Source organism: Hoeflea sp. 108 (assembly GCF_000372965.1).
Lineage (GTDB): Bacteria > Pseudomonadota > Alphaproteobacteria > Rhizobiales > Rhizobiaceae > Aminobacter.
The window spans coordinates 15859-34798 of sequence record NZ_KB890024.1 but is presented as its reverse complement, the minus strand read 5'-3'; the positions used below and the strand labels follow the sequence as shown (position 1 = coordinate 34798).

The following is an 18940-nucleotide window of genomic DNA, read 5'->3' as shown; positions in this document are numbered from 1 at the left end:
TGGGCATGCCCCTGCTTGTCTGCGCGGGTCTGCGCAAAACCTTCAACGCGGGTCTCGCCGGAGCGCGACCCGCCCTCGACGGGGTGGACCTTGCGCTCAATCGCGGCGACTTCGTCGTGATCATCGGCTCGAACGGCGCCGGCAAGTCGACGCTGCTCAACACCATCGCGGGCGCAATCGAGCCGGACGGCGGCTCGATCACCCTCGACGGCCGAGATATCACCCGCCTTGCCGCACACAGACGGGCGGGCATGATCTCGCGCGTGTTCCAAGACCCGATGATCGGCACTGCCGCGGCGATGACGATCGAGGAAAACCTGGCCCTGGCCGAACAGCGCGGGCAACGCAGGGGGTTTGCGAGCCATCTCGACGGCGCCAGCCGCGACCGTTACCGGGCTCTGCTTGCCGGCCTGTCGCTCGGCATGGAGGGCCGCCTGTCAACCCCAGTGGCGCAGCTTTCCGGCGGCCAGCGCCAGGCCCTGTCCCTGATCATGGCGTCGCTGTCACGCCCGTCGCTGCTTTTGCTCGACGAGCACACAGCGGCACTCGACCCCCGCACCGCCGATCTGGTCATGGACATGACCCTTCGGATCGTCGCCGAACAGTCGCTCACCACCTTGATGGTAACCCACAACATGCGCCAGGCGATCGAGACAGGCAACCGGCTGGTGATGATGGACGCAGGCCGTGTCCGCGACGACATCGGCGGCACCGAAAAGGCAGCGCTGACGCCAGCCGATCTCGTCGAGAAATTCAGAATAGACAACGACCGCATGCTGCTCGGAACCTGACCAATGGACGTGATCCACGCCTATCTCAATCTCGTGCCGGTGACGCTGTCGCAGAGCCTCATCTACTCGTTCCTGGTGCTCGGCATCATGATCCCGTTCCGGCTGCTGAGCTTTCCGGACCTGACCAGCGAAGGCGCGTTCCCGCTCGGTGGCTGTGTCTGCGCGGCGCTGCTGATGGCCGGCTACCCGCCATTGCTTGCCACGCTGATAGCCATGATCGCCGGCGTCGGCGCAGGTGCTGCGACCGCGCTTGTCCACCTGCGTTTCCGCATCAACTCGTTGCTTGCAGGCATCCTGGTCTTCACCGCGCTCTACAGTGTCAACATGCGCATCCTCGGCCGCTCGAACGTCGCTTTGTTCGGCGCCGACAACATCTTCATGCAGATCAACCCCGCCATCCTGACCGACATGCGGCTGCAGGTCATAACCTTCGCGGTGCTGATCGTGGCAACCCTTGTCGCGCTGCGCTGGTATCTTTCCACGCAGTCCGGGGCGGCGATGCGCGTCATCGGCATCAATCCTGATCTGGCGCCGTCGCTCGGCATCAGCATCTGGACGTGCACGATCGTCGGACTGGGCATCGCCTCTGGCCTCACCGCCCTTGGCGGCGCGCTGATCGTGCAGCTGCAGGGCTATGCCGATGTCGGCATGGGCACCGGCATCCTCATCAACGGCCTCGCCTCGCTGGTCATCGGCGAAACGATCACCGGACGGCAGACCGTGACCCGGCAATTGCTGGCGCCTTTGGTGGGTGCCGCGGTCTACTATCAGCTTGTGTCGCTGGCGCTGTCACTCGGCCTGCAGCCGAGCGACCTGAAGGTGGTGACGGCCGCCTTCGTATTGGTAACGCTGGGCCTGCCGATGCTGCGCGGCCGCAGCCCCTTGCGCGAAACCATGCGGGCCTAGGCAGCCTAGCCTGACGCCTAGTCGCGGCCGGCCCAGGGGACGAGCCTGCGCTCCAACCAGCGCAGGCCGAATTCGAGGACGAAGGCCACCGCCGCGATGACCAGGATGCCCATGACGACGACGTCGGTGACGAGGAACTGCGCCGCCGACTGGATCATGAAACCGAGGCCGCGTGTCGCTGCGACCAGTTCGGCGGCGACCAGCGTGGTCCAGCCGGCGCCGAGCGCGATGCGCAGGCCGGTGAGGATCGACGGCAGGGCGCTGGGCAGGACGACGAAGCGGATGACCTGCCTTCGTGTCGCCCCGAGCGAACGGGCGGCATTCAGGCGATCCTGCTGGACGTTGCGGACGCCAGACGCCGTCGACAGCGCAATCGGCGCCACCATGGCGATCGCGATGACCAGCACCTTGGCGGATTCGCCGATGCCGAACCAGATGATGATCAGGGGCAGATAAGCCAGCGGCGGGATCGGCCGGAGGAATTCGAGCACGGGATCGAAGATGCCCCGGCCGATGCGGCTTGTGCCGATGGCGAGGCCGACAGGGATGCCGAAGACGGTGGCAGCCACGAGGGCGGCGAAGACGCGGCCCAGCGAGGCCAGAAGATGCTGGACAAGCGTCGCGTCGACGAAGCCCCTGGAGGCCACCGTCCAGAACTTTGCCAGCACATCCTGAGGCGGCGGCAGGAACAGCGGCGCGACCAGGCCAAGCCTGGTGATGAGCGTCCATGCCAGCAGGGCAACCAGAATGGTAATCGCGCTGATGGTGCGCGACGACAGCTCGCGGCGGGACGTTTGGCTGTGCGGCGAGCGCACCGTGGACATCTCAGGTTCGGCCAGCTCGCGCCGGCCGCGTTCGGCCTGCAGCAGGGTCATGCCGGCTCTCCCTCGAAGATGGCGTCGGCGAGCTCTGCGCGTGCTGCGGCAAAGGCCGGGTCGGTCTTGATCGAGCGGACGGGCTCGCCCCGGGCATAGCGCCGGCTGAAGCCGGCTTCGAATGTATGGGCGATACGGCCGGGGTCGGGCGCCATGACGACGACGCGCGTGCCAAGCAGGAGCGCTTCCTCGATGCCGTGGGTGACCATCAGCACGCCGAGATTGCCCGGTGCCCAGATATCGAGCAGCAGCGTCTGCATGCGCTCGCGCGTCAGGGCATCGAGCGCGCCGAGCGGTTCGTCCATCAAAAGGAAAGCCGGCGCGGCGGCGAGAGCACGGGCGAGGCCGACGCGCTGGCGCATACCACCCGACATTTCCCAGACAGGCTTGTCGCCGAGGCCCTCGAGCCGGACGCGCCGGAGCAGATCGTCGGCTGTTTGCTGACGCTGCCTTTCGCCGATGCCGCGCAGCCTGAGCGCGAAGGCAACGTTGTCGCGGGCGGAGAACCAGGGAAACAGCGCGTCGCTCTGGAAGACGACGGCGCGGTCGGCACCCGGTCCCTCGATCGCTCGGCCGTCGACCGAGGCCTCGCCGCGCTCGGGCAGCACGAGGCCCGCCGCGACGTTGAGCAAGGTCGACTTGCCGCAACCGGAGCGGCCGGTGAGCACGACGAATTCGCCGTGGCCGACCGAAAGCGATGCGCCCTCGACGGCGGGTCGCAGCTGCCCCTTGTAGCGCACCGCGATGTTGCTGAGCGATAGCGTCGACATCAGTGGGTCTCCTGAAACGGGAATGCCCCAGCCGGTAGGAACCGGCCGGGGCCTCAGACCCGCGTGGGAGGACGCGGGCCGGATGCGCCTCAGTTGGAGGCGAGCGCCTCGGTGACGTATTTCGACGTCACATACTTCGAGTAATCGGGCTGAACAGCATCGATCTTGCCCTGCTCCTTGAGGAAGGCCGACGTCGCCGAGACCGCCTTGACGGTGTCGCCGCCGAGGAACCTGGCTGATGCCTGCTCTTGCAGCGTCGGGAAGACGTAGCCCTTGAGCAGGGCCGGCACTTCCTCGACCTTGGCGCCGGTGAGGCGGGCGATCTTCTCGGCCTGCGGCGAGCCCTTGTCCCAGGCTTCAGGCTTGGCAAGGAACTCGGCATAGGCAGTACCCGTCACCTTGACGAAGTCGCGCACGGCGGCCGGGTTCTTCTCGGCGAAGTCGGTGCGGACGATCCAGGCGTCGAAGGTCGGCGCCCCCCATTCGGCAACCTTGGCCGAGTCGAGCACGACCTTGCCCGAGGTCTTGATCTGGCCGAGCGCCGGATCCCAGACATAGGCCGCGTCGATGTCGCCGCGCTGCCAGGCAGCCGCGATCTCAGGCGGGCGCAGATTGAGAATCTCGACCGACTTGGGATCGACGCCCTCGTGCTTGAGGGCAGCGAGCAGGCTGTAATGGGTGGTTGACACGAAGGGCACGGCGACCTTCTTGCCGGCGAGATCGGCGGCCTTTTCGATGCCGGCGCCGTTGCGGGCGACAAGCGCTTCGGACTCGCCGATCAGGCCAACGACATAGATGGTCTCGATGGGCAGCTGACGGCTGGCGGCGGCTGCCAGCGGGCTCGAGCCGACATAGCCGATGTCGACCGCGCCGGACGCGATTGCGGCGATGACGTCGGCGCCGGAATCGAACTTGCGCCAGTCGATCTTGGCCTTGGTGGCGGCCTCGTAGGCGCCGTCGGCCTGGGGCACTTTCGAGGGCTCGACCACCGTCTGGTAGCCTATGGTGATCTTGAGGTCCTCGGCATGAAGCGAGCCTACCGACGGCGCAAGCGACAGGGCGGCAACGGTGGCGAGCAGGGCACGGCGCGTGAAATCTGACATGGGCTTCCCCTTCGGGGTTGAATGACGATGCCCATTCAGGATGTTTAATTCTACAAACTCTGTAGAGTTAATTTATTTCGCGCAACCATGCCCCGACGGAAATATCCTGCCCGTCTTTGCGGCATCAAGGGGTTGCCGCAGCCCTGCCTGCCTGTTCGGCGCCATCTAGACGGCCTGCCGTCAGGCTACCAGCACGCCGATTTCTTCGGCGGCGGCGACCAGCGCGCGGCGCGCGGCCTCACGGGTGCGGTTGCCGGCGAGCGCTGCCGACACGACCTCGACCGCCTCGCGGTAGAGCGGCCCGCTGCGCTTGGCGTGCGGCCAATCGATCAGCGCCTCATAGGCGCCCTTGACGGTGGCAACCTCGCGCTGGGTGCTTGCAGCGCCAATTCGGATGTTGACTGGGTTCTCGAAAAGCATGCGGTCCATGATGGTCTCCTTGGTCTTTTCATTCGAGCATCCGATCTGCCCAAACCAACTCCCTTCGGGTCAGATGCTCTTGAAGCATCATTCAACGCAGCCGATTTGCCCGGGTTCCCTCGTTTCGGGCGCTGGGGATCACGCCCGCGTTACACTCTCCAAACTGTGATCGAAGGCATCGCGCGTCCAACAGTTGCCGTATGGCAACAGGCGTCGTAGCGTGTGGCGAAGCGATTTTGGGGATGGATATGCTCGCCACGAACCCGATCTCACCAGGCACGCGCAACGAATTGCCAGCCTTTTGTCCTGACGCAATTGCCGATGAAAAGCCGCTTCGCACTTTTCCTGGAACGGCCCGGGCCTTTCGCAAAACGCCGCTGAGCCTGTTTGCATTGTGCCTGGCGCTGCCGCTGGCGGCCTGCCAGAAACAGGAGGTCGCGGAAAATCCGCCAATCCTGGTGCGTGCCGTCGAAGTCAAGGTTTCCGACTTCGCGCCGAAGACGACGCTGACCGGGGTGATCGCGGCGCGCACGCTGAGCAACCTGTCGTTCCAGGTCGGCGGCCGCGTCGCCGAACGCACGGTCGATGTCGGCCAGCATGTCCAGAAGGGCCAGGTGCTGGCACGGCTCGACCCGCTGGAACAGCACTCGGACGTACGCGCCGCCCAGGCAAGCCTCGATGCCGCCCAGGCGCAGCTTCGCCAGGCTTCGGCCGCCTTCGACCGGCAGAAGACCTTGCTCGGCCAGGGCTTCACCACGCGGCGCGACTATGACCTCGCCAACCAGCAGCTGAAGGTCGCCCAAAGCGGCGTCGAGGCGGCCCAGAGCCAACTCGGCAACGCCAACGACCGGCTCGGCTATACCGAACTCAAGGCGACCGCGGCCGGTGTGGTGACGGCGCGCACCGTCGAAGTCGGCCAGGTGGTGCAAGCGGCTCAGACCGTCTTCACCGTGGCCGAGGAGGGCGACCGCGACGCGGTGTTCAATGTCGACGAGGCGCTGGTGGCGCGCACGCCGGTGGCGCCCGACGTGACGATCTCGCTTATTTCGGATCCGCGCATCAAGGCCATGGGCAAGGTGCGCGAGGTATCGCCGGCCGTCGACCCGGCATCGGGGTCGATCCGGGTCAAGGTGACGGTGCCGAACACCCCGATCGAAATGCCGCTTGGTGCTGCCGTCACCGGCACCATCACGTCGCAGGCGCAGCAGGCAGTGGTGTTGCCGTGGCAATCGCTGATGTCGGATGCGGGCAAGCCGGCGGTGTGGATCGTCGACCCAACCACCAAGGCGGTGGCGATGGCACCTATCGACATATTGTCCTTCGCCACCGGGGTCGTGGTGGTGGCGAAGGGGCTGGATCCCGGACAGACCGTGGTGGCGCAGGGCGGTCAGCTGCTCAATACCGGCCAGGTGGTGGAGGTGGCGCCATGAAAACCCAGGCAAGCACCCTCGCCCTGGCAGTGCTTCTGGCCCTTGCCGCCTGTAGCGAAGAGAAGCCGGCGCCGCCGGAGGTCATCCGCCCGGTGCTGTCCGTCGTCGTCGAGGCACGCGCGCAGAGCGCGCAGGGCTTTGCCGGAACCATCCAGCCCGAATTCTCGGCTGCCCTTTCCTTCCGCCTGCTCGGGCGGCTGGTGGCGCGCGACGTCGGGGTCGGCGACCAGGTGACCAAAGGCACGACGCTCGCGGCCATCGATCCGCTGGCCTTGGAACTGGCGGCACAATCGGCGCGCGCCGACCTGTCGACCGCTGAGGCGCAATTTGCCAATGCGGCGGCAAGCGAGGAACGGCAGCGTGCGCTGTTGGGCGCCGCCAACACCTCACAGGCGGTCTACGATTCGGCCAAGCAGGCGCTCGATTCGGCCGCCGCCAATGTCGAGCGGACACGCGCTGCGCTCGCCAAGGCCGAAGAACAGCTTGGTTATGCCCGGCTGTTCTCCGACTTCGACGGCATCGTCACATCGGTTGGCGCCGAGGTCGGCCAGACGGTGTCGCCCGGCCAAATGGTGGTGACAGTGGCACGTTCGGACGCACGCGAAGCGGTCGTCGACATTCCCGACCAGATGGCCACCGCGTTCAGGGTCGGCGACATTTTCGACGTCTCGCTGCAATCGGTTCCCGCCCAGCGCGCCTCCGGCCATATCCGCGAGATCGCGCCGCAGGCTGATGCCTCGACGCGAACGCGGCGGGTGCGGCTGGCGCTGAGCGATCCGCCGCTGGCCTTCCGGCTCGGTTCGACGGTGACCGCGGTGCCGGTGTCGAATGCGGGCGAAGCGATCGACCTGCCGTTGTCGGCGCTGCTCGAACGCGACGGCAAGAGCTTCGTCTGGGTGGTCGACCAGACTGCCTCGACGGTCAGCCTGCACGGCATCGACGTCACGGCAAAGGGTGGCGCCAGCTTCACCGCCGGCGGCATCGAGGCCGGCACGCGCGTGGTGACGGCGGGCGTGCACAGTCTCCAGGAAGGCCAGAAAGTCAGGATCGACGAGGGGGCATAGCGTGAAGGGTTTCAATCTCTCCGACTGGGCGCTCAGCCATCGTTCGCTGGTCTGGTATTTCATGCTGATCTTCACGATCGCCGGCATCTTCTCCTACCTGCATCTCGGCCGCGAGGAAGACCCGAGCTTCACCATCAAGACGATGGTGATCCAGGCCAACTGGCCCGGCGCCTCGGTTGAGGAAACCACCAGGCAGGTGACGGACCGCATCGAAAAGAAGCTCGAGGAGCTGGAAAGCCTCGACTTCAGCCGCAGCATGACAACCGCCGGCCAGACGATCATCTTCGTCAACCTCAAGCCCACCACCAAGGCGCGCGACGTGACACCCACCTGGGTCGAAGTCCGCAACATGATCAACGACCTCCGCCCCAACTTTCCGCAAGGGGTGCAGGGACCGTTCTACAACGACCGCTTCGGCGACGTGTTCGGCAACATCTATGCCTTCACCGCGGACGGACTTTCGATGCGCCAGCTGCGCGACTATGTGGAAACCGTGCGCAGCCGCATCCTGACCATTCCCAACGCCGGCAAGGTGGAGTTGGTCGGCGCGCAGGACGAGGTCATCTATCTCGAATTCTCGACCCGGCAGATCGCCGCCCTCGGCCTCAACCAGCAGGCGATCCTGGCGAGCCTGCAGGCGCAGAACGCGGTGTCGCCTTCCGGCGTCATCCAGGCCGGGCCAGAGCGCATCGCGGTGCGTGTCGGCGGCCAGTTCACCTCGGAGGAAAGCCTGCGGGCGATCAACCTCAGGGTCAACGACCGCTTCTTCCGGCTGAGCGACGTCGCCACCATCAGCCGCGGTTATGTCGATCCGCCGACGTCGCTGTTCCGCGTCAATGGCGAACCGGCGATCGGCCTTGCCATCGGCATGAAGCCCAATGCCAATCTGCTCGATTTCGGCGCCGAACTGAAGAAGCTGATGGACCAGGTGACCGGCGAGCTGCCAGTGGGCGTCGGCGTGCATCTGGTGGCCGACCAGCCGGTGATCGTCGAGGAGGCGGTGTCGGGTTTCACGCGCGCCTTGTTCGAGGCGGTCGCCATCGTGCTCGCCGTGTCCTTCATCAGCCTCGGCATGCGCGCCGGCTTCGTGGTGGCGCTGTCGATCCCGCTGGTGCTGGCGATCACCTTCCTGGTCATGGCCTATATGGGCATTTCGCTGCAGCGCATCTCGCTTGGCGCGCTGATCATCGCGCTTGGCCTTCTGGTCGACGACGCCATGATCGCGGTCGAGATGATGGTGGCGCGGCTGGAGGTCGGGGACTCGCTGAGGAAGGCTGCGACCTATGTCTACACGTCGACGGCGTTCCCGATGCTGACCGGCACGCTGGTGACGGTGGCCGGCTTCGTTCCCATCGGCCTCAACAGCAGCCAGGCCGGCGAGTACACCTACACGCTGTTCGTGGTCATCGCCGTTTCGCTGCTGTTGTCATGGATCGTGGCGGTGCTGTTTGCGCCGCTGCTCGGTGTCACCCTGCTGCCGGCGACGATGAAAAAGCACGACGAGCGGCCGAGCCGATTTGCAGCGGGCTTTTCGCGCCTGCTCCATCTCGCCGTGCGGCGGCACTGGGTGACCATCATCGCCACAGTGGTCGTGTTCGTGCTGTCAGTGGTGGGTCTGACCTTCGTGCAGCAGCAGTTCTTTCCGCCATCGGACAGGCCCGAACTGATCGTCGACTGGAACCTGCCGCAGAACAGCTCCATCGCCGAAACGCGCCTCCAGATCGAGCGGTTCGAGCAGATCGCCTTGAAGGGCAATCCCGATATCGACCACTGGAGCTCCTATATCGGCCAGGGCGCGGTGCGCTTCGTGCTGGCCTATGACGTGCAGCCGGCCAATCCCTATTTCGGCCAGGTCGTCATCGTCACCAAGGACCTCGAGGCACGGCACAGGGTGCAGCCGGCGATCGAAAAGATCCTGCGCGAGCAGTTCGTCGGCACCGACGCCTTCGTCAAGACGCTGGAACTTGGCCCCCCCGTCGGCAGGCCGGTGCAGTATCGCATCAGCGGCCCCGACATACAGACCGTCAGGACCCTGTCGCAGCAGCTCGCCGGCGTCGTCTCGGCCAATCCCAAGCTGCAGGCGCCGAGTTTCGACTGGAACGAGCCGTCGCGCGTGCTCAAAGTCGACGTGCTGCAGGACAAGGCGCGCCAGCTCGGCATCAGCTCGCAAGACATCTCCAGCGCCCTGAACAGCGTGGTCGGCGGCGTGGCGATCACCCAGGTGCGCGACGCGACCTACCTGATCAACGTGGTGGTGCGCGCCGGCGACAGCGAGCGCGGTTCGATCGAGACGCTGCGCAACCTGCAGATTCCGACCGGCAATGGCGAATCCATCCCGCTGGCGACCGTCGCCGACTTCCGCTACGAGTTGGAGCAGCCGACGATCTGGCGCCGCAGCCGCCTGCCCACCATCACCGTCAAAGCTGGCATGGTCGGCAACGCCCTGCCCGACACGGTCGTGGCCGAACTCAAGCCGTCCATCGACGCCTTCGCGGCCAAGCTGCCCGCCGGCTATTCCGTCGTCACCGGCGGCTCGGTCGAGGAAAGCGCCAAGAGCCAGGGCCCGATCATCGCGGTCGTGCCGCTGATGCTGTTCATCATGGCGACGGTGCTGATGATCCAGTTGCAGAGCTTCCAGCGGCTGTTCCTGGTGGTGGCCGTAGCACCTCTCGGCCTGATCGGCGTTGTCGCGGCACTGGTGCCGACGGGACAGCCGCTGGGTTTTGTGGCGCTGCTCGGCGTGCTGGCTCTGATCGGCATCCTGATCCGGAACTCGGTGATCCTGATCGTCCAGATCGAGGAGCTGATCGCCAGCGGCACCGACCGCTGGCACGCGGTCATCGAGGCCTCGCAGCACCGCATGCGCCCCATCGCGCTGACGGCGGCGGCGGCGTCGCTGGCGCTGATCCCGATCGCGCGCGAGGTGTTCTGGGCGCCGATGGCCTATGCGATGATGGGTGGCATCCTGGCCGGTACGGCGATCACGCTGCTGTTCCTGCCGGCCCTCTATGTCGCCTGGTTCAGGATCAGGGAGCCAAGCAACGGCGACACCGCCACTGTCGATGCCATGGAGCCGCCGGCCGCGTAGACGCGCAAAGCCGGCGATCAGTAGGGCAGTCCGACGTAGTTTTCGGCAAGCGACGCGGCGCCCGCCTCGGAGTGGACGAGATAGTCGAGCTCGGCCTCCTGGATGCGCTGGCCAAAATCGTCGGTGTCGGGGAAGCGATGCAGCATCGTGGTCATCCACCAGGAAAACCGCACCGCCTTCTAGACCCGCGACAGCGCGCGGGTCGAATAGGCATCGATGCCGGCCTGCGACTTGTCCTGATAGAACTCACGCAGACCCCAATAGAGGTAGCGCACGTCGCTGGCGGCGAGATTGAGGCCCTTGGCGCCCGTCGGCGGCACGATGTGGGCGGCGTCGCCGACGAGGAACAGGCGGCCAAAACGCATCGGCTCGGCTACGAAGGAGCGCAGCGGCGCGATCGACTTTTCAAAGGATGGGCCGGTGACGACACGCGCTGCAGCCTCCGACGGCAGGCGGAGGCGCAGCTCGTCCCAGAAGCGCTCGTCGCTCCAGTCCTCGACCTTGTCGCCGAGCGGGCACTGGACATAGTAGCGGCTGCGGTGGGTCGAGCGCATTGAGCACAGGGCAAAACCCCTGGCATGGTTGGCGTAGATCAGCTCGTGATCGGCCGGCGGCACTTCGGCGAGGATGCCGAGCCAGCCGAACGGATAGGCGCGCTCATAGGTTCTGATCGCGCCTTCAGGCACGGACTTGCGGCTGATGCCATGGAAGCCGTCGCAGCCCGCGATGAAGTCGCAGTCGATGCGATGGATCGTGCCGTCCTTCTCGTAGGTGACATAGGGCGTATCGCCATCGAAATCGTGGGGTTGGACGTTCCTCGCCTCGTAGACGGCGGTCAGTCCGGCGGCTTCGCGCTTGTCCATCAGGTCGTGCGTCACCTCGGTCTGGCCGTAGACCATGACGCGCTTGCCGCCGGTGAGCTCGGCAAGGTCAATGCGATGGAGGCGGCTGTCGAAGGCGAGCGAAATGCCGTCATGCGGCAGGCCCATGGCATGCGCGCGTGCGCCGGCGCCGGCCTCGTCGAGCAGATCGACCATGCCCTGCTCGAGCACGCCGGCGCGGACGCGACCGAGCACGTAGTCGCGGTCGAAGCGCTCGAGAATGACGTTGTCGATACCGCAGTTGGCAAGCAGCTGCCCGAGCAGAAGGCCCGATGGACCGGAGCCGATGATGACCACCTGAGTACGCATCTTTTCTCCCCTGCCCACATGGCATGGCAATTGAACTGCAAGCCCCGGCACGTCGCCGTCGCAGGCGTTGATCGCTGATGCCACCGACTAACGACCGGCGTCTGCGCCCATGCTTTCGATCTGTCCGGCCAGTACCGCCGCTTGCCTGAGCGATGCCGCGGTCGCTGCCGCCATCTGCGGCAACAACAGCCACTCCAACGTCCAGGCAGAGCCGGAACGCTCCTGTTCATGCACCAGCGCGTGGTGCATTCCAGACAGCTGGGTGGCGTTGAAGCGGGCGAGTGCGACCAGCACCTCGGCGGCGACCGGGTTCTGCTTGTGCGGCATCGCCGACGAGCCACCGCCGTCGCTGAGCGCAATTTCGGAGCCGTCCTGCGCCATCAGGGCGACGTCCTGGCCGAACTTGCCAAGGCTGCCCGTAATCAGCGACAGCAGGCCGGCGAAATCCGCGAGGCGGTCGCGCTGGCTGTGCCATTGCGGCGCGTCACCGAGACCGAGTTTTTCGGCTATGAGCCGACGCATGACGGCACCCTTGTCGCCGAGTTTGTCCAACGTGCCAGCGGCACCGCCGAACTGGACGACAAGAAGTTCGGGGCGGATCTTTGCCAGTCGCGCACGGCTGTGTTCGAGCGGCGCGCGCCAGGCACGGATACGATCGGCGGCGGTGATCTCGATCGCCGCCTGCATGCGGGTGCGGCCCATCAGCGGAGCGGTGCCGAAGCGCTGTTCGAGCTTAGCCAGCCTGGCGATGACGTCGGCCAGCAGGCCGTCGAGCCGGTCGACGACGAGCTTGAGACGCAGCACCAACGCTGTGTCGATGACATCCTGGCTGGTGGCGCCGAAATGAACTTTTCCACCGTGCGTCGCGCCGACATGCACACGCAGTTGGCGGACCAGTTCTGGCACGACGACACCGTCGCGAGAGACGCCAGCATTGAGCGCGGCGATGTCGGGCACGAACGAGGAGAGCGCCTCGACAATCGCCGCGGCCGCCTCCCGTGAGATGACACCTTCGTCGGCCTCAGCTTCTGACAGAGCGCGCTCGAAGGCCAGCATCGCGGCAATCTCCGCGTCCACGGAGAATTGGCGCGACGTTTCCTCGTCGCCAAGCAAGCCGGACAGATAGGGATGATCGAAGGGCGATACGGTCATGGGTTCAGGTTATCGGCTCGGATCAGCGGCACAGATCGGGGGCTCAGATGTCGAAGAACACCGTTTCCTTGTCGCCTTGGAGATGGATGTCGAAGACATAGGTATCTTCACCCTGCCGCTCGGCGATCAGGGTGGGCACACGCGAGCGGTGCTCGATGCGGGCGAGCACAGGATCCTCGGCATTGGCCGCCTCTTCGTCGGCAAAATACATGCGCGTGTGCAGACCAAGATTGATGCCGCGGGCGACGATCCAGAACGTGATGTGCGGCGCCATCAGCCGGCCGTCCTTGAACGGCACGCGGCCCGGCTTGATGGTTTCGAACACACATTCGCCCGACACCATGTCGGTGGCCTTGCGGCCCCAGCTGAAAAAATTGGGGTCAGCCGCACCGCGCTTCTCCGACGGTGAATTGTGGAGCCCGTCGCTGTCGGCCTGCCAGATCTCGATCAGCGCATCCTTGAGCGGCGTGCCGGTGCCGTCGAGCACGCGGGCGCGCACGGCGATGCGCTGGCCCCTGGTCTTGTCATTGACCATTTCGATGCCGAGATCGCGATCGTAGACCCCCGAAATACCCGAGAAATTGGGCGTCAGGCCGATATGGACATAGGGTCCCGCAGTCTGGGACGGGCTTTCCCTGAGCCGGTTCAGCAGCTGGGCCATCAGTTGCCCTCCAGGCGGTTTTCGAACAAGGACGAGCGGCGGCCGCGGAGCACGATGTCGAACCTGTAGGCGCGCGCATCCATCGGGATGGTGGCCTGCATGTCGAGGGCTGCGATCAGCGTCTCGATGGCCGCCTTGTCGGGGATTGTCCGGATGATCGGGCAGAGCCAGATCAGCGGGTCGCCCTCGAAATACATCTGGGTGATGAGGCGCTGGGCGAAGCCGTGGCCGAAGACCGAGAAGTGGATATGGGCCGGGCGCCAGTCGTTGACGCCGTTCGGCCAGGGATAGGCGCCGGGCTTGATGGTGCGGAAGGTGTAGTTGCCGTCCTCGTCGGTAATGGTGCGGCCGCAGCCGCCGAAGTTGGGATCGAGGGCAGCGATGTAGCCCTCCTTCTTGTGGCGGTAACGGCCGCCGGCATTGGCCTGCCAGAATTCGAGCAGCGTGCCGGGTACGCCCTTGCCGCGCTCGTCGAGCACGCGACCGTAGACTATGATGCGTTCGCCGATGGCACTCTCGCCCGGCTTGGCGAAGTTATGGATCAGGTCGTTGTCGAGCTCGCCCAGAATGTCGTGCCCGAAGACCGGGCCGGTGATTTCGGAAATGGTGTTGTCGAGTGACAGAAGCGCCTTCTGCGGCGAGCGCAGCACCGAGGTCTTGTAAGCCGGTGTGAAGGCCGGCGGATGCCGGTCGCGGTCACGCTGGAAAAAGGCGCCGGTCTCGGGCTTGACGGTCGGATCACTGGCCATTGGATTTGCTCGCATCCATTTCGGCGAAGACCTGCTTGGCGATCTTGATGGCGCGGTTGGCCGCCGGCACGCCGGCATAAATCGCCACATGCAGGAATGCCTCGCAGATGTCCTCTCGGGTGGCGCCGGTGTTGGCGGTGGCGCGCACATGCATCGCCACCTCCTCGTCGTGGCCGAGAGCCGCCAGCAACGCCAGCGTCACCATCGAGCGCTCGCGCTTGCTCCAAGCCGGGCGCGACCACACCGTGCCCCAGGCGGCTTCAGTGATGAGCTGCTGGAACGGCCGGTCGAAGTCGCTCGCGGCCGCCTCGGCGCGGTCGACATGGGCGTCGCCGAGCACGGAGCGGCGGACGGCGAGACCTTTGCGATACCTGGCCGAGGCTGGCGCCGGTGCGCTCATGGTCGGATCACTCCATGGGAAGCTGGGCGAGGAAGCGCTTGACGAGAGCGGTAAGCTCGTCCGGCTTTTCAACGCAGGGGATGTGGCCGGCGCCGTCGATGATCTTGAAGCGCGAGCCGGGAATGAGATCGGCCAAGGAGCGCACCGCCGCCGGCGGGGTCGAACCGTCATGGTCGCCGACGACGCAGAGCGTCGGCACTGATATCGACTTGGCGGCCTCGGTGTAGTCGGCGTCACGCAACGCAGCGCAGGTGCCGGTGTAGCCGGCCACCGGCTGGCGCGTCAGCATGTTGCGATAGCCGGTCAGGTCGTCCTTGCGCTGCTGGTGGAATTCGGGCGTGAACCAGCGCTCGAGAATGGAATCGGTGATCGCGGCGATGCCGTCCTTTTCGACGGCCGCGATACGGGTGTTCCACGACTCGGTCGTGCCGATCCTCGAGGCAGTGTCGCAAAGCACAAGCGCCCGCACCAAATCGGGGCGCTGGGCATAGAGCCCCTGCGCGATCAGCCCGCCGACGGAAAGACCACAGATGACGGCGTTTTTGACCTTGAGATGGTCGAGCAGGCCGGCGAGATCGCCGACATGATCTTCCATCCGATAGGGCGCTGTGCCGACATCGGAGAGGCCATGGCCGCGCTTGTCGTAGGTGACGATGGGAAAGTCGCCGGCGAGGCGCACGATCACGTCGCGCCAGATACGGAAATCGGTGCCCAGCGAATTGGCGAAGACCAGGACCGGCTTGTTTGCGGGTCCGCCGATCAGCTGGTGGTGCAGGGTGATGCCGCCAATGTCGGTGAATTGCACTCGATTTCTCCTCGCAATGACAGTGGATGAGTTGTTTGGTTCGGTAAAATGATATTTCGTGGGGTTCCATTAACCCCTGGGTTATGAAAATCCCATGGTCGAAAGCCGTGTCAGGCTCCGCCACCTCCAGACCTTCCTAGAAGTCGCGCGCCAGAAAAGCGTGGTCAAGGCGGCCGGGCTGCTCAATGTCAGCCAGCCGGCGGTGACCAAGACGATCCGCGAACTGGAAGAAGTGCTGGGCGTTGCCCTCTTCGAGCTCGACGGCCGCAGCATCAGGATCACGCGTTCGGGCGAAGTGTTCATGCAACATGCCGGCATGGCGATCACCGCGTTGCGCCAGGGCATCGATTCCGTTGCCAACTCCCGCGCCGAAAAGGGCCCGCCGATCCGCATCGGTGCACTGCCGACGGTCTCGGCCCATATCATGCCGCGCGCCATGAGCCTGTTCCTGGCGGAAGAAACAGGGGCGGCGATCAAGATCGTGACCGGCGAAAACGCCGTGCTTCTGGAGCAGCTCCGGCTCGGCGAACTCGACCTCGTCGTCGGGCGGCTTGCCGCGCCCGAGAAGATGACCGGCTTCTTCTTCGAGCACCTCTATTCAGAGCAGGTGGTGTTCGTCGTGCGCGCCGGCCATCCGCTGCTGAAGGGCAGCGAAGACGTGTTCGAGCGGTTGAGCGAATTCCCGCTGTTGATGCCGACGCGCGGCTCGATCATCCGGCCCTTTGTCGAGCGCTTCTTCATCATTCACGGCGTGGCTTCGATACCGACGGAAATCGAAACGGTGTCGGACTCGTTCGGCCGCGCTTTCGTGCGCCAGAGCGATGCCGTGTGGATCATCTCGCATGGCGTGGTCAGCGACGACATCAAGGCCGGCACGCTGAAGACGCTTCCCGTCGACACCGGCGAGACACGCGGGTCGGTGGGGCTGACGATGCGAACAGACACGCAGCCAACGGCGTCGTTTTCGATCCTGCTCAAGACGATCCGCCAAGCTGCCGCCGAGCGCGGCTGAACGCCGCCGTCGGCCGTGCCCCCTCGTAAAGCCGGAATGCATCCGCTACATACGCACTAAGCTTGAAATGAGGATGTGATGGCCGAAAAGACCGAAGGGCGAAAGACGATCGTTTTGACCGGAGCCAGCCGGGGCATCGGCCATGCGACGGTGAAGCGCTTTTCGCGCGAAGGCTGGCGCGTCATCACCTGCTCGCGCCAGGCATTCTCGGACGATTGCCCCTGGCCCGCCGGCCCTGAAGACCACATCAAGGTCGACCTCGCCGACCAGGGCGACGTCGGCAGCGCTGTTTCCGAAATCCGCCAGCGGCTGGAGAAGGAAGGCGGCATGCTGCACGCGCTGGTCAACAATGCCGGCATCTCTCCCAAGATGCAGGGCGGCGCGCGCATGAACTCCATCGACACGCCGATGCATGTCTGGCGCGATGTGTTCCAGGTCAATTTCCTGGCGCCGATCATGCTAGCGCGCGGCCTGTTCAAGGAGCTGGCGGCCGCCAAGGGCTCGGTGGTCAACGTCACCTCCATCGCCGGCACCCGCGTCCACCCCTTTGCCGGGGCGGCCTATGCGACGTCGAAGGCGGCACTCGGCGCGCTGACGCGCGAGATGGCCGCCGACTTCGGTCCGCATGGCATCCGCGTCAACGCGATTGCCCCCGGCGAGATCGACACGGCGATCCTGTCGCCGGGCACCGACAAGATCGTCGAGCAGATCCCGATGCGCCGGCTGGGCGCGACGTCAGAAGTGGCCGACATCATATATTTCCTGTGCTCGGGCCAGTCATCCTATGTCACCGGCGCCGAGATCCATATCAACGGCGGCCAGCACGTCTGAGGGTCGCCCTTCCTTCTCCTCCCGCGGGAGAAGGTCCCTCTCACGTACCGTCGCCAACAAAAAAGCCCGCCAGATGGCGGGCTTTCTGCTGATGCGGACTGTTCCCTGCGATCAGGCCTTGACCTGCTTGGCGGCCTCGTCGAGCGACTTCTCGACGGCGTCGAAGATGTCATCGACCTGCTTGTCGTTGATGATCAGCGGCGGGCAGAAGGCGAGCGAGTCGCCCATGTTGCGGGAGATGATGCCGTTCTGCTGGAGGATGCCGTTGACCAGGCCGCCGAGCGCGCCGACGTTGCCCCAGGGCGCCTTGGTCGCCTTGTCTGCGACAAGCTCCATGGCGCCGATGAGGGCCACGCCGCGGACTTCGCCGACGAGATCGTGCGAGGCGACACGCGCCAGGCGCTTCTGCATGTGGGCGCCGACCTCGCGGGCGTTGGCGACGAGGTTGCGCTCCTCGATGATGTTGATGTTCTCAAGTGCAACGGCCGCCGCCACCGGATGGCCGCCGGCGGTGAAGCCGTGGCCGAAGGTGCCGATGCGGTTGCTTTCGTCGGCGAGCGGCTCGAACACCTTGTCGTTGATCAGCATCGCCGAGATCGGCAGATAGGACGACGAGATCTGCTTCGACATGACCATGATGTCGGGCTGCATGGCGTAGGTCTCGGTGCCGAACATGTTGCCGGTGCGGCCGAAGCCGCAGATGACTTCGTCGGCGACGAGCAGGATGTCGTACTTCTTCAGAACTGCCTGGATCTTCTCCCAATAGCCGGCCGGCGGAACGACTACGCCGCCCGCACCCATGACCGGCTCGCCGAAGAAGGCGGCGATGGTCTCAGGACCCTCGGCCAGAATCAGCTTTTCGAGATCGTCGGCGAGGCGCGTCGAGAACTGCTGCTCGGTCTCGCCGGGCAGCGCCTCGCGCCAATGGTGCGGCGACGAAGTATGCAGCACGTTGGCGATCGGCAGGTCGAAGGACATGTGGTTGTAGGGCAGGCCGGTGAGGCTGGCCGAAGCAATGGTGACGCCGTGATAGGCGCGCTTGCGCGAGATGATCTTCTTGCGCTCAGGCTGACCAAGCGCGTTGGAGCGATACCAGATCATTTTCATGGCCGTGTCGTTGGCCTCGGATCCGGAGTTGGTGAAGAACGCCTTGCTCATCGGCACCGGCGCCATCGTCACCAGCTTCTCGGCGAGGTCGATCACCGGCGAGTGACCCTTGTGGGTGAAGTTGTGGTAGAAGGGTAGCTTGGCCATCTGCCTGGTCGCGGCATCGACGAGGCGTTGCTCGGAGAAGCCAACGCCAACGCTCCACAGGCCCGACATCGCCTCGATGTAGCGCTTGCCCGAGATGTCCTCGACATAGATGCCGTCGCCCTTTTCGATGATCAGCGGTCCGACCTCCTGGTGGCGGCGAGCATTGGTGTAGGCGTGCATGTGGAATTTCTTGTCGCGCGCCTCGGGCGAATTGGGCTGGCTGTCCATTGTCGTTTCCTTGGTTGGGTGGGGCGTTGCCTGATAGGCGACGATGTCGTTGATTTCGCACTCGCCTGTTCGGGCGACCGCTTGCAAAATCCGCAAATTGCTGTTTGATGCATCATGTTTTTCGTGTGGACCAATGTCAAGGGCCAGAGACGGCGCACCGGCGGGCCAGATGAGGCCACGGCCTCGCGTCTGGCCGGTACCAACAAAGGGA

17 protein-coding genes and 1 pseudogene are annotated in these 18940 nt (G+C 65.3%); 7 read left to right on the top strand and 11 right to left on the bottom strand.

What is annotated here, in order from left to right:
* Nucleotides 1–5 precede the first annotated feature (5 nt).
* On the top strand, nucleotides 6–791 hold the full coding sequence (locus tag B015_RS0100145; protein ID WP_018425609.1) for an ATP-binding cassette domain-containing protein: 786 nt from the start codon (nucleotides 6–8) through the stop codon (nucleotides 789–791).
* Nucleotides 792–794: 3 nt separating this feature from the next.
* Nucleotides 795–1697 carry an ABC transporter permease gene (locus B015_RS0100140; protein ID WP_018425608.1) on the top strand — a complete coding sequence of 301 codons (903 nt, stop codon included), beginning with the start codon at nucleotides 795–797 and terminating at the stop codon, nucleotides 1695–1697.
* Between the two features lie 17 nt (nucleotides 1698–1714).
* On the opposite strand, the gene tauC is transcribed toward B015_RS0100140, so the two are convergent.
* The 4 genes from tauC to B015_RS30095 all read right to left on the bottom strand — a co-directional run bounded on the left by tauC (nucleotide 1715) and on the right by B015_RS30095 (nucleotide 4874).
* A complete protein-coding gene (gene tauC, locus B015_RS0100135) occupies nucleotides 1715–2521 on the bottom strand; it encodes a taurine ABC transporter permease TauC (RefSeq protein ID WP_051091928.1) in 807 nt (268 codons plus the stop codon).
* Between the two features lie 47 nt (nucleotides 2522–2568).
* Nucleotides 2569–3342 carry an ATP-binding cassette domain-containing protein gene (locus tag B015_RS0100130; RefSeq protein WP_018425606.1) on the bottom strand — a complete coding sequence of 258 codons (774 nt, stop codon included), beginning with the start codon at nucleotides 3340–3342 and terminating at the stop codon, nucleotides 2569–2571.
* Nucleotides 3343–3431: 89 nt separating this feature from the next.
* On the bottom strand, nucleotides 3432–4445 hold the full coding sequence (gene tauA, locus B015_RS0100125; RefSeq protein WP_018425605.1) for a taurine ABC transporter substrate-binding protein: 1014 nt from the start codon (nucleotides 4443–4445) through the stop codon (nucleotides 3432–3434).
* A gap of 180 nt (nucleotides 4446–4625) precedes the next feature.
* On the bottom strand, nucleotides 4626–4874 hold the full coding sequence (locus B015_RS30095; RefSeq protein WP_018425604.1) for a DUF982 domain-containing protein: 249 nt from the start codon (nucleotides 4872–4874) through the stop codon (nucleotides 4626–4628).
* Between the two features lie 239 nt (nucleotides 4875–5113).
* Here B015_RS30095 and B015_RS0100115 point away from each other — a divergent pair, with 239 nt between their 5' ends.
* From B015_RS0100115 to B015_RS0100105, 3 genes are read left to right on the top strand one after another with little or no spacing between them, the layout of a single operon-like run.
* Nucleotides 5114–6295 carry an efflux RND transporter periplasmic adaptor subunit gene (locus B015_RS0100115; RefSeq protein WP_157632650.1) on the top strand — a complete coding sequence of 394 codons (1182 nt, stop codon included), beginning with the start codon at nucleotides 5114–5116 and terminating at the stop codon, nucleotides 6293–6295.
* Complete coding sequence (locus tag B015_RS0100110; RefSeq protein WP_018425602.1) at nucleotides 6292–7359, top strand: efflux RND transporter periplasmic adaptor subunit; 1068 nt, start codon at nucleotides 6292–6294, stop codon at nucleotides 7357–7359. Before B015_RS0100115 ends, B015_RS0100110 begins: the two co-directional genes overlap by 4 nt.
* A gap of 1 nt (nucleotide 7360) precedes the next feature.
* Nucleotides 7361–10447, top strand: a complete 3087-nt coding sequence (locus B015_RS0100105) for an efflux RND transporter permease subunit (RefSeq protein ID WP_018425601.1) — start codon at nucleotides 7361–7363, stop codon at nucleotides 10445–10447.
* Nucleotides 10448–10464: 17 nt separating this feature from the next.
* Here B015_RS0100105 and pobA read toward each other — a convergent pair.
* The 6 genes and pseudogenes from pobA to pcaD all read right to left on the bottom strand — a co-directional run bounded on the left by pobA (nucleotide 10465) and on the right by pcaD (nucleotide 15404).
* Nucleotides 10465–11637: pseudogene (gene pobA / locus B015_RS30090) on the bottom strand (4-hydroxybenzoate 3-monooxygenase).
* Between the two features lie 87 nt (nucleotides 11638–11724).
* Complete coding sequence (locus tag B015_RS0100095) at nucleotides 11725–12789, bottom strand: 3-carboxy-cis,cis-muconate cycloisomerase (protein WP_018425598.1); 1065 nt, start codon at nucleotides 12787–12789, stop codon at nucleotides 11725–11727.
* A 43-nt stretch (nucleotides 12790–12832) separates the two neighbouring features.
* The gene (gene pcaG, locus B015_RS0100090) at nucleotides 12833–13450 is read right to left on the bottom strand and encodes a protocatechuate 3,4-dioxygenase subunit alpha (protein WP_018425597.1); all 618 of its coding nucleotides are present in this window, start codon (nucleotides 13448–13450) and stop codon (nucleotides 12833–12835) included.
* Nucleotides 13450–14199 (bottom strand): protocatechuate 3,4-dioxygenase subunit beta, encoded by a 750-nt coding sequence (pcaH, locus tag B015_RS0100085; RefSeq protein ID WP_018425596.1) that lies wholly within the window; start codon nucleotides 14197–14199, stop codon nucleotides 13450–13452. Before pcaH ends, pcaG begins: the two co-directional genes overlap by 1 nt.
* The gene (gene pcaC, locus B015_RS0100080; protein ID WP_018425595.1) at nucleotides 14189–14599 is read right to left on the bottom strand and encodes a 4-carboxymuconolactone decarboxylase; all 411 of its coding nucleotides are present in this window, start codon (nucleotides 14597–14599) and stop codon (nucleotides 14189–14191) included. Before pcaC ends, pcaH begins: the two co-directional genes overlap by 11 nt.
* A gap of 7 nt (nucleotides 14600–14606) precedes the next feature.
* Nucleotides 14607–15404 carry a 3-oxoadipate enol-lactonase gene (pcaD, locus tag B015_RS0100075; protein WP_018425594.1) on the bottom strand — a complete coding sequence of 266 codons (798 nt, stop codon included), beginning with the start codon at nucleotides 15402–15404 and terminating at the stop codon, nucleotides 14607–14609.
* 94 nt (nucleotides 15405–15498) lie between these two features.
* Here pcaD and pcaQ point away from each other — a divergent pair, with 94 nt between their 5' ends.
* On the top strand, nucleotides 15499–16416 hold the full coding sequence (gene pcaQ, locus B015_RS0100070) for a pca operon transcription factor PcaQ (protein ID WP_018425593.1): 918 nt from the start codon (nucleotides 15499–15501) through the stop codon (nucleotides 16414–16416).
* A 78-nt stretch (nucleotides 16417–16494) separates the two neighbouring features.
* Nucleotides 16495–17247, top strand: coding sequence for an SDR family oxidoreductase (locus B015_RS0100065; RefSeq protein ID WP_018425592.1), 753 nt, complete (start codon nucleotides 16495–16497; stop codon nucleotides 17245–17247).
* A gap of 111 nt (nucleotides 17248–17358) precedes the next feature.
* Here the strand turns inward: B015_RS0100065 and B015_RS0100060 are convergent, their stop codons facing one another.
* Nucleotides 17359–18729 carry an aspartate aminotransferase family protein gene (locus tag B015_RS0100060; RefSeq protein WP_026226723.1) on the bottom strand — a complete coding sequence of 457 codons (1371 nt, stop codon included), beginning with the start codon at nucleotides 18727–18729 and terminating at the stop codon, nucleotides 17359–17361.
* Between the last annotated feature and the right edge of the window lie 211 nt (nucleotides 18730–18940).

Excerpts from the sequence above, each read along its gene's own strand:
- tauC (WP_051091928.1), bottom strand. The coding sequence starts at position 2,521 with ATGTCCACGGTGCGCTCGCCGCACAGCCAAACGTCCCGCCGCGAGCTG.
- tauA (WP_018425605.1), bottom strand. The coding sequence starts at position 4,445 with ATGTCAGATTTCACGCGCCGTGCCCTGCTCGCCACCGTTGCCGCCCTG.
- B015_RS30095 (WP_018425604.1), bottom strand. The coding sequence starts at position 4,874 with ATGGACCGCATGCTTTTCGAGAACCCAGTCAACATCCGAATTGGCGCT.
- pcaH (WP_018425596.1), bottom strand. The coding sequence starts at position 14,199 with ATGGCCAGTGATCCGACCGTCAAGCCCGAGACCGGCGCCTTTTTCCAG.
- B015_RS0100115 (WP_157632650.1), top strand. The coding sequence starts at position 5,114 with ATGCTCGCCACGAACCCGATCTCACCAGGCACGCGCAACGAATTGCCA.
- B015_RS0100060 (WP_026226723.1), bottom strand. The coding sequence starts at position 18,729 with ATGGACAGCCAGCCCAATTCGCCCGAGGCGCGCGACAAGAAATTCCAC.
- B015_RS0100095 (WP_018425598.1), bottom strand. The coding sequence starts at position 12,789 with ATGACCGTATCGCCCTTCGATCATCCCTATCTGTCCGGCTTGCTTGGC.
- pcaC (WP_018425595.1), bottom strand. The coding sequence starts at position 14,599 with ATGAGCGCACCGGCGCCAGCCTCGGCCAGGTATCGCAAAGGTCTCGCC.
- B015_RS0100110 (WP_018425602.1), top strand. The coding sequence starts at position 6,292 with ATGAAAACCCAGGCAAGCACCCTCGCCCTGGCAGTGCTTCTGGCCCTT.
- B015_RS0100145 (WP_018425609.1), top strand. The coding sequence starts at position 6 with ATGCCCCTGCTTGTCTGCGCGGGTCTGCGCAAAACCTTCAACGCGGGT.
- B015_RS0100130 (WP_018425606.1), bottom strand. The coding sequence starts at position 3,342 with ATGTCGACGCTATCGCTCAGCAACATCGCGGTGCGCTACAAGGGGCAG.
- B015_RS0100065 (WP_018425592.1), top strand. The coding sequence starts at position 16,495 with ATGGCCGAAAAGACCGAAGGGCGAAAGACGATCGTTTTGACCGGAGCC.
- B015_RS0100140 (WP_018425608.1), top strand. The coding sequence starts at position 795 with ATGGACGTGATCCACGCCTATCTCAATCTCGTGCCGGTGACGCTGTCG.
- pcaG (WP_018425597.1), bottom strand. The coding sequence starts at position 13,450 with ATGGCCCAGCTGCTGAACCGGCTCAGGGAAAGCCCGTCCCAGACTGCG.
- pcaQ (WP_018425593.1), top strand. The coding sequence starts at position 15,499 with ATGGTCGAAAGCCGTGTCAGGCTCCGCCACCTCCAGACCTTCCTAGAA.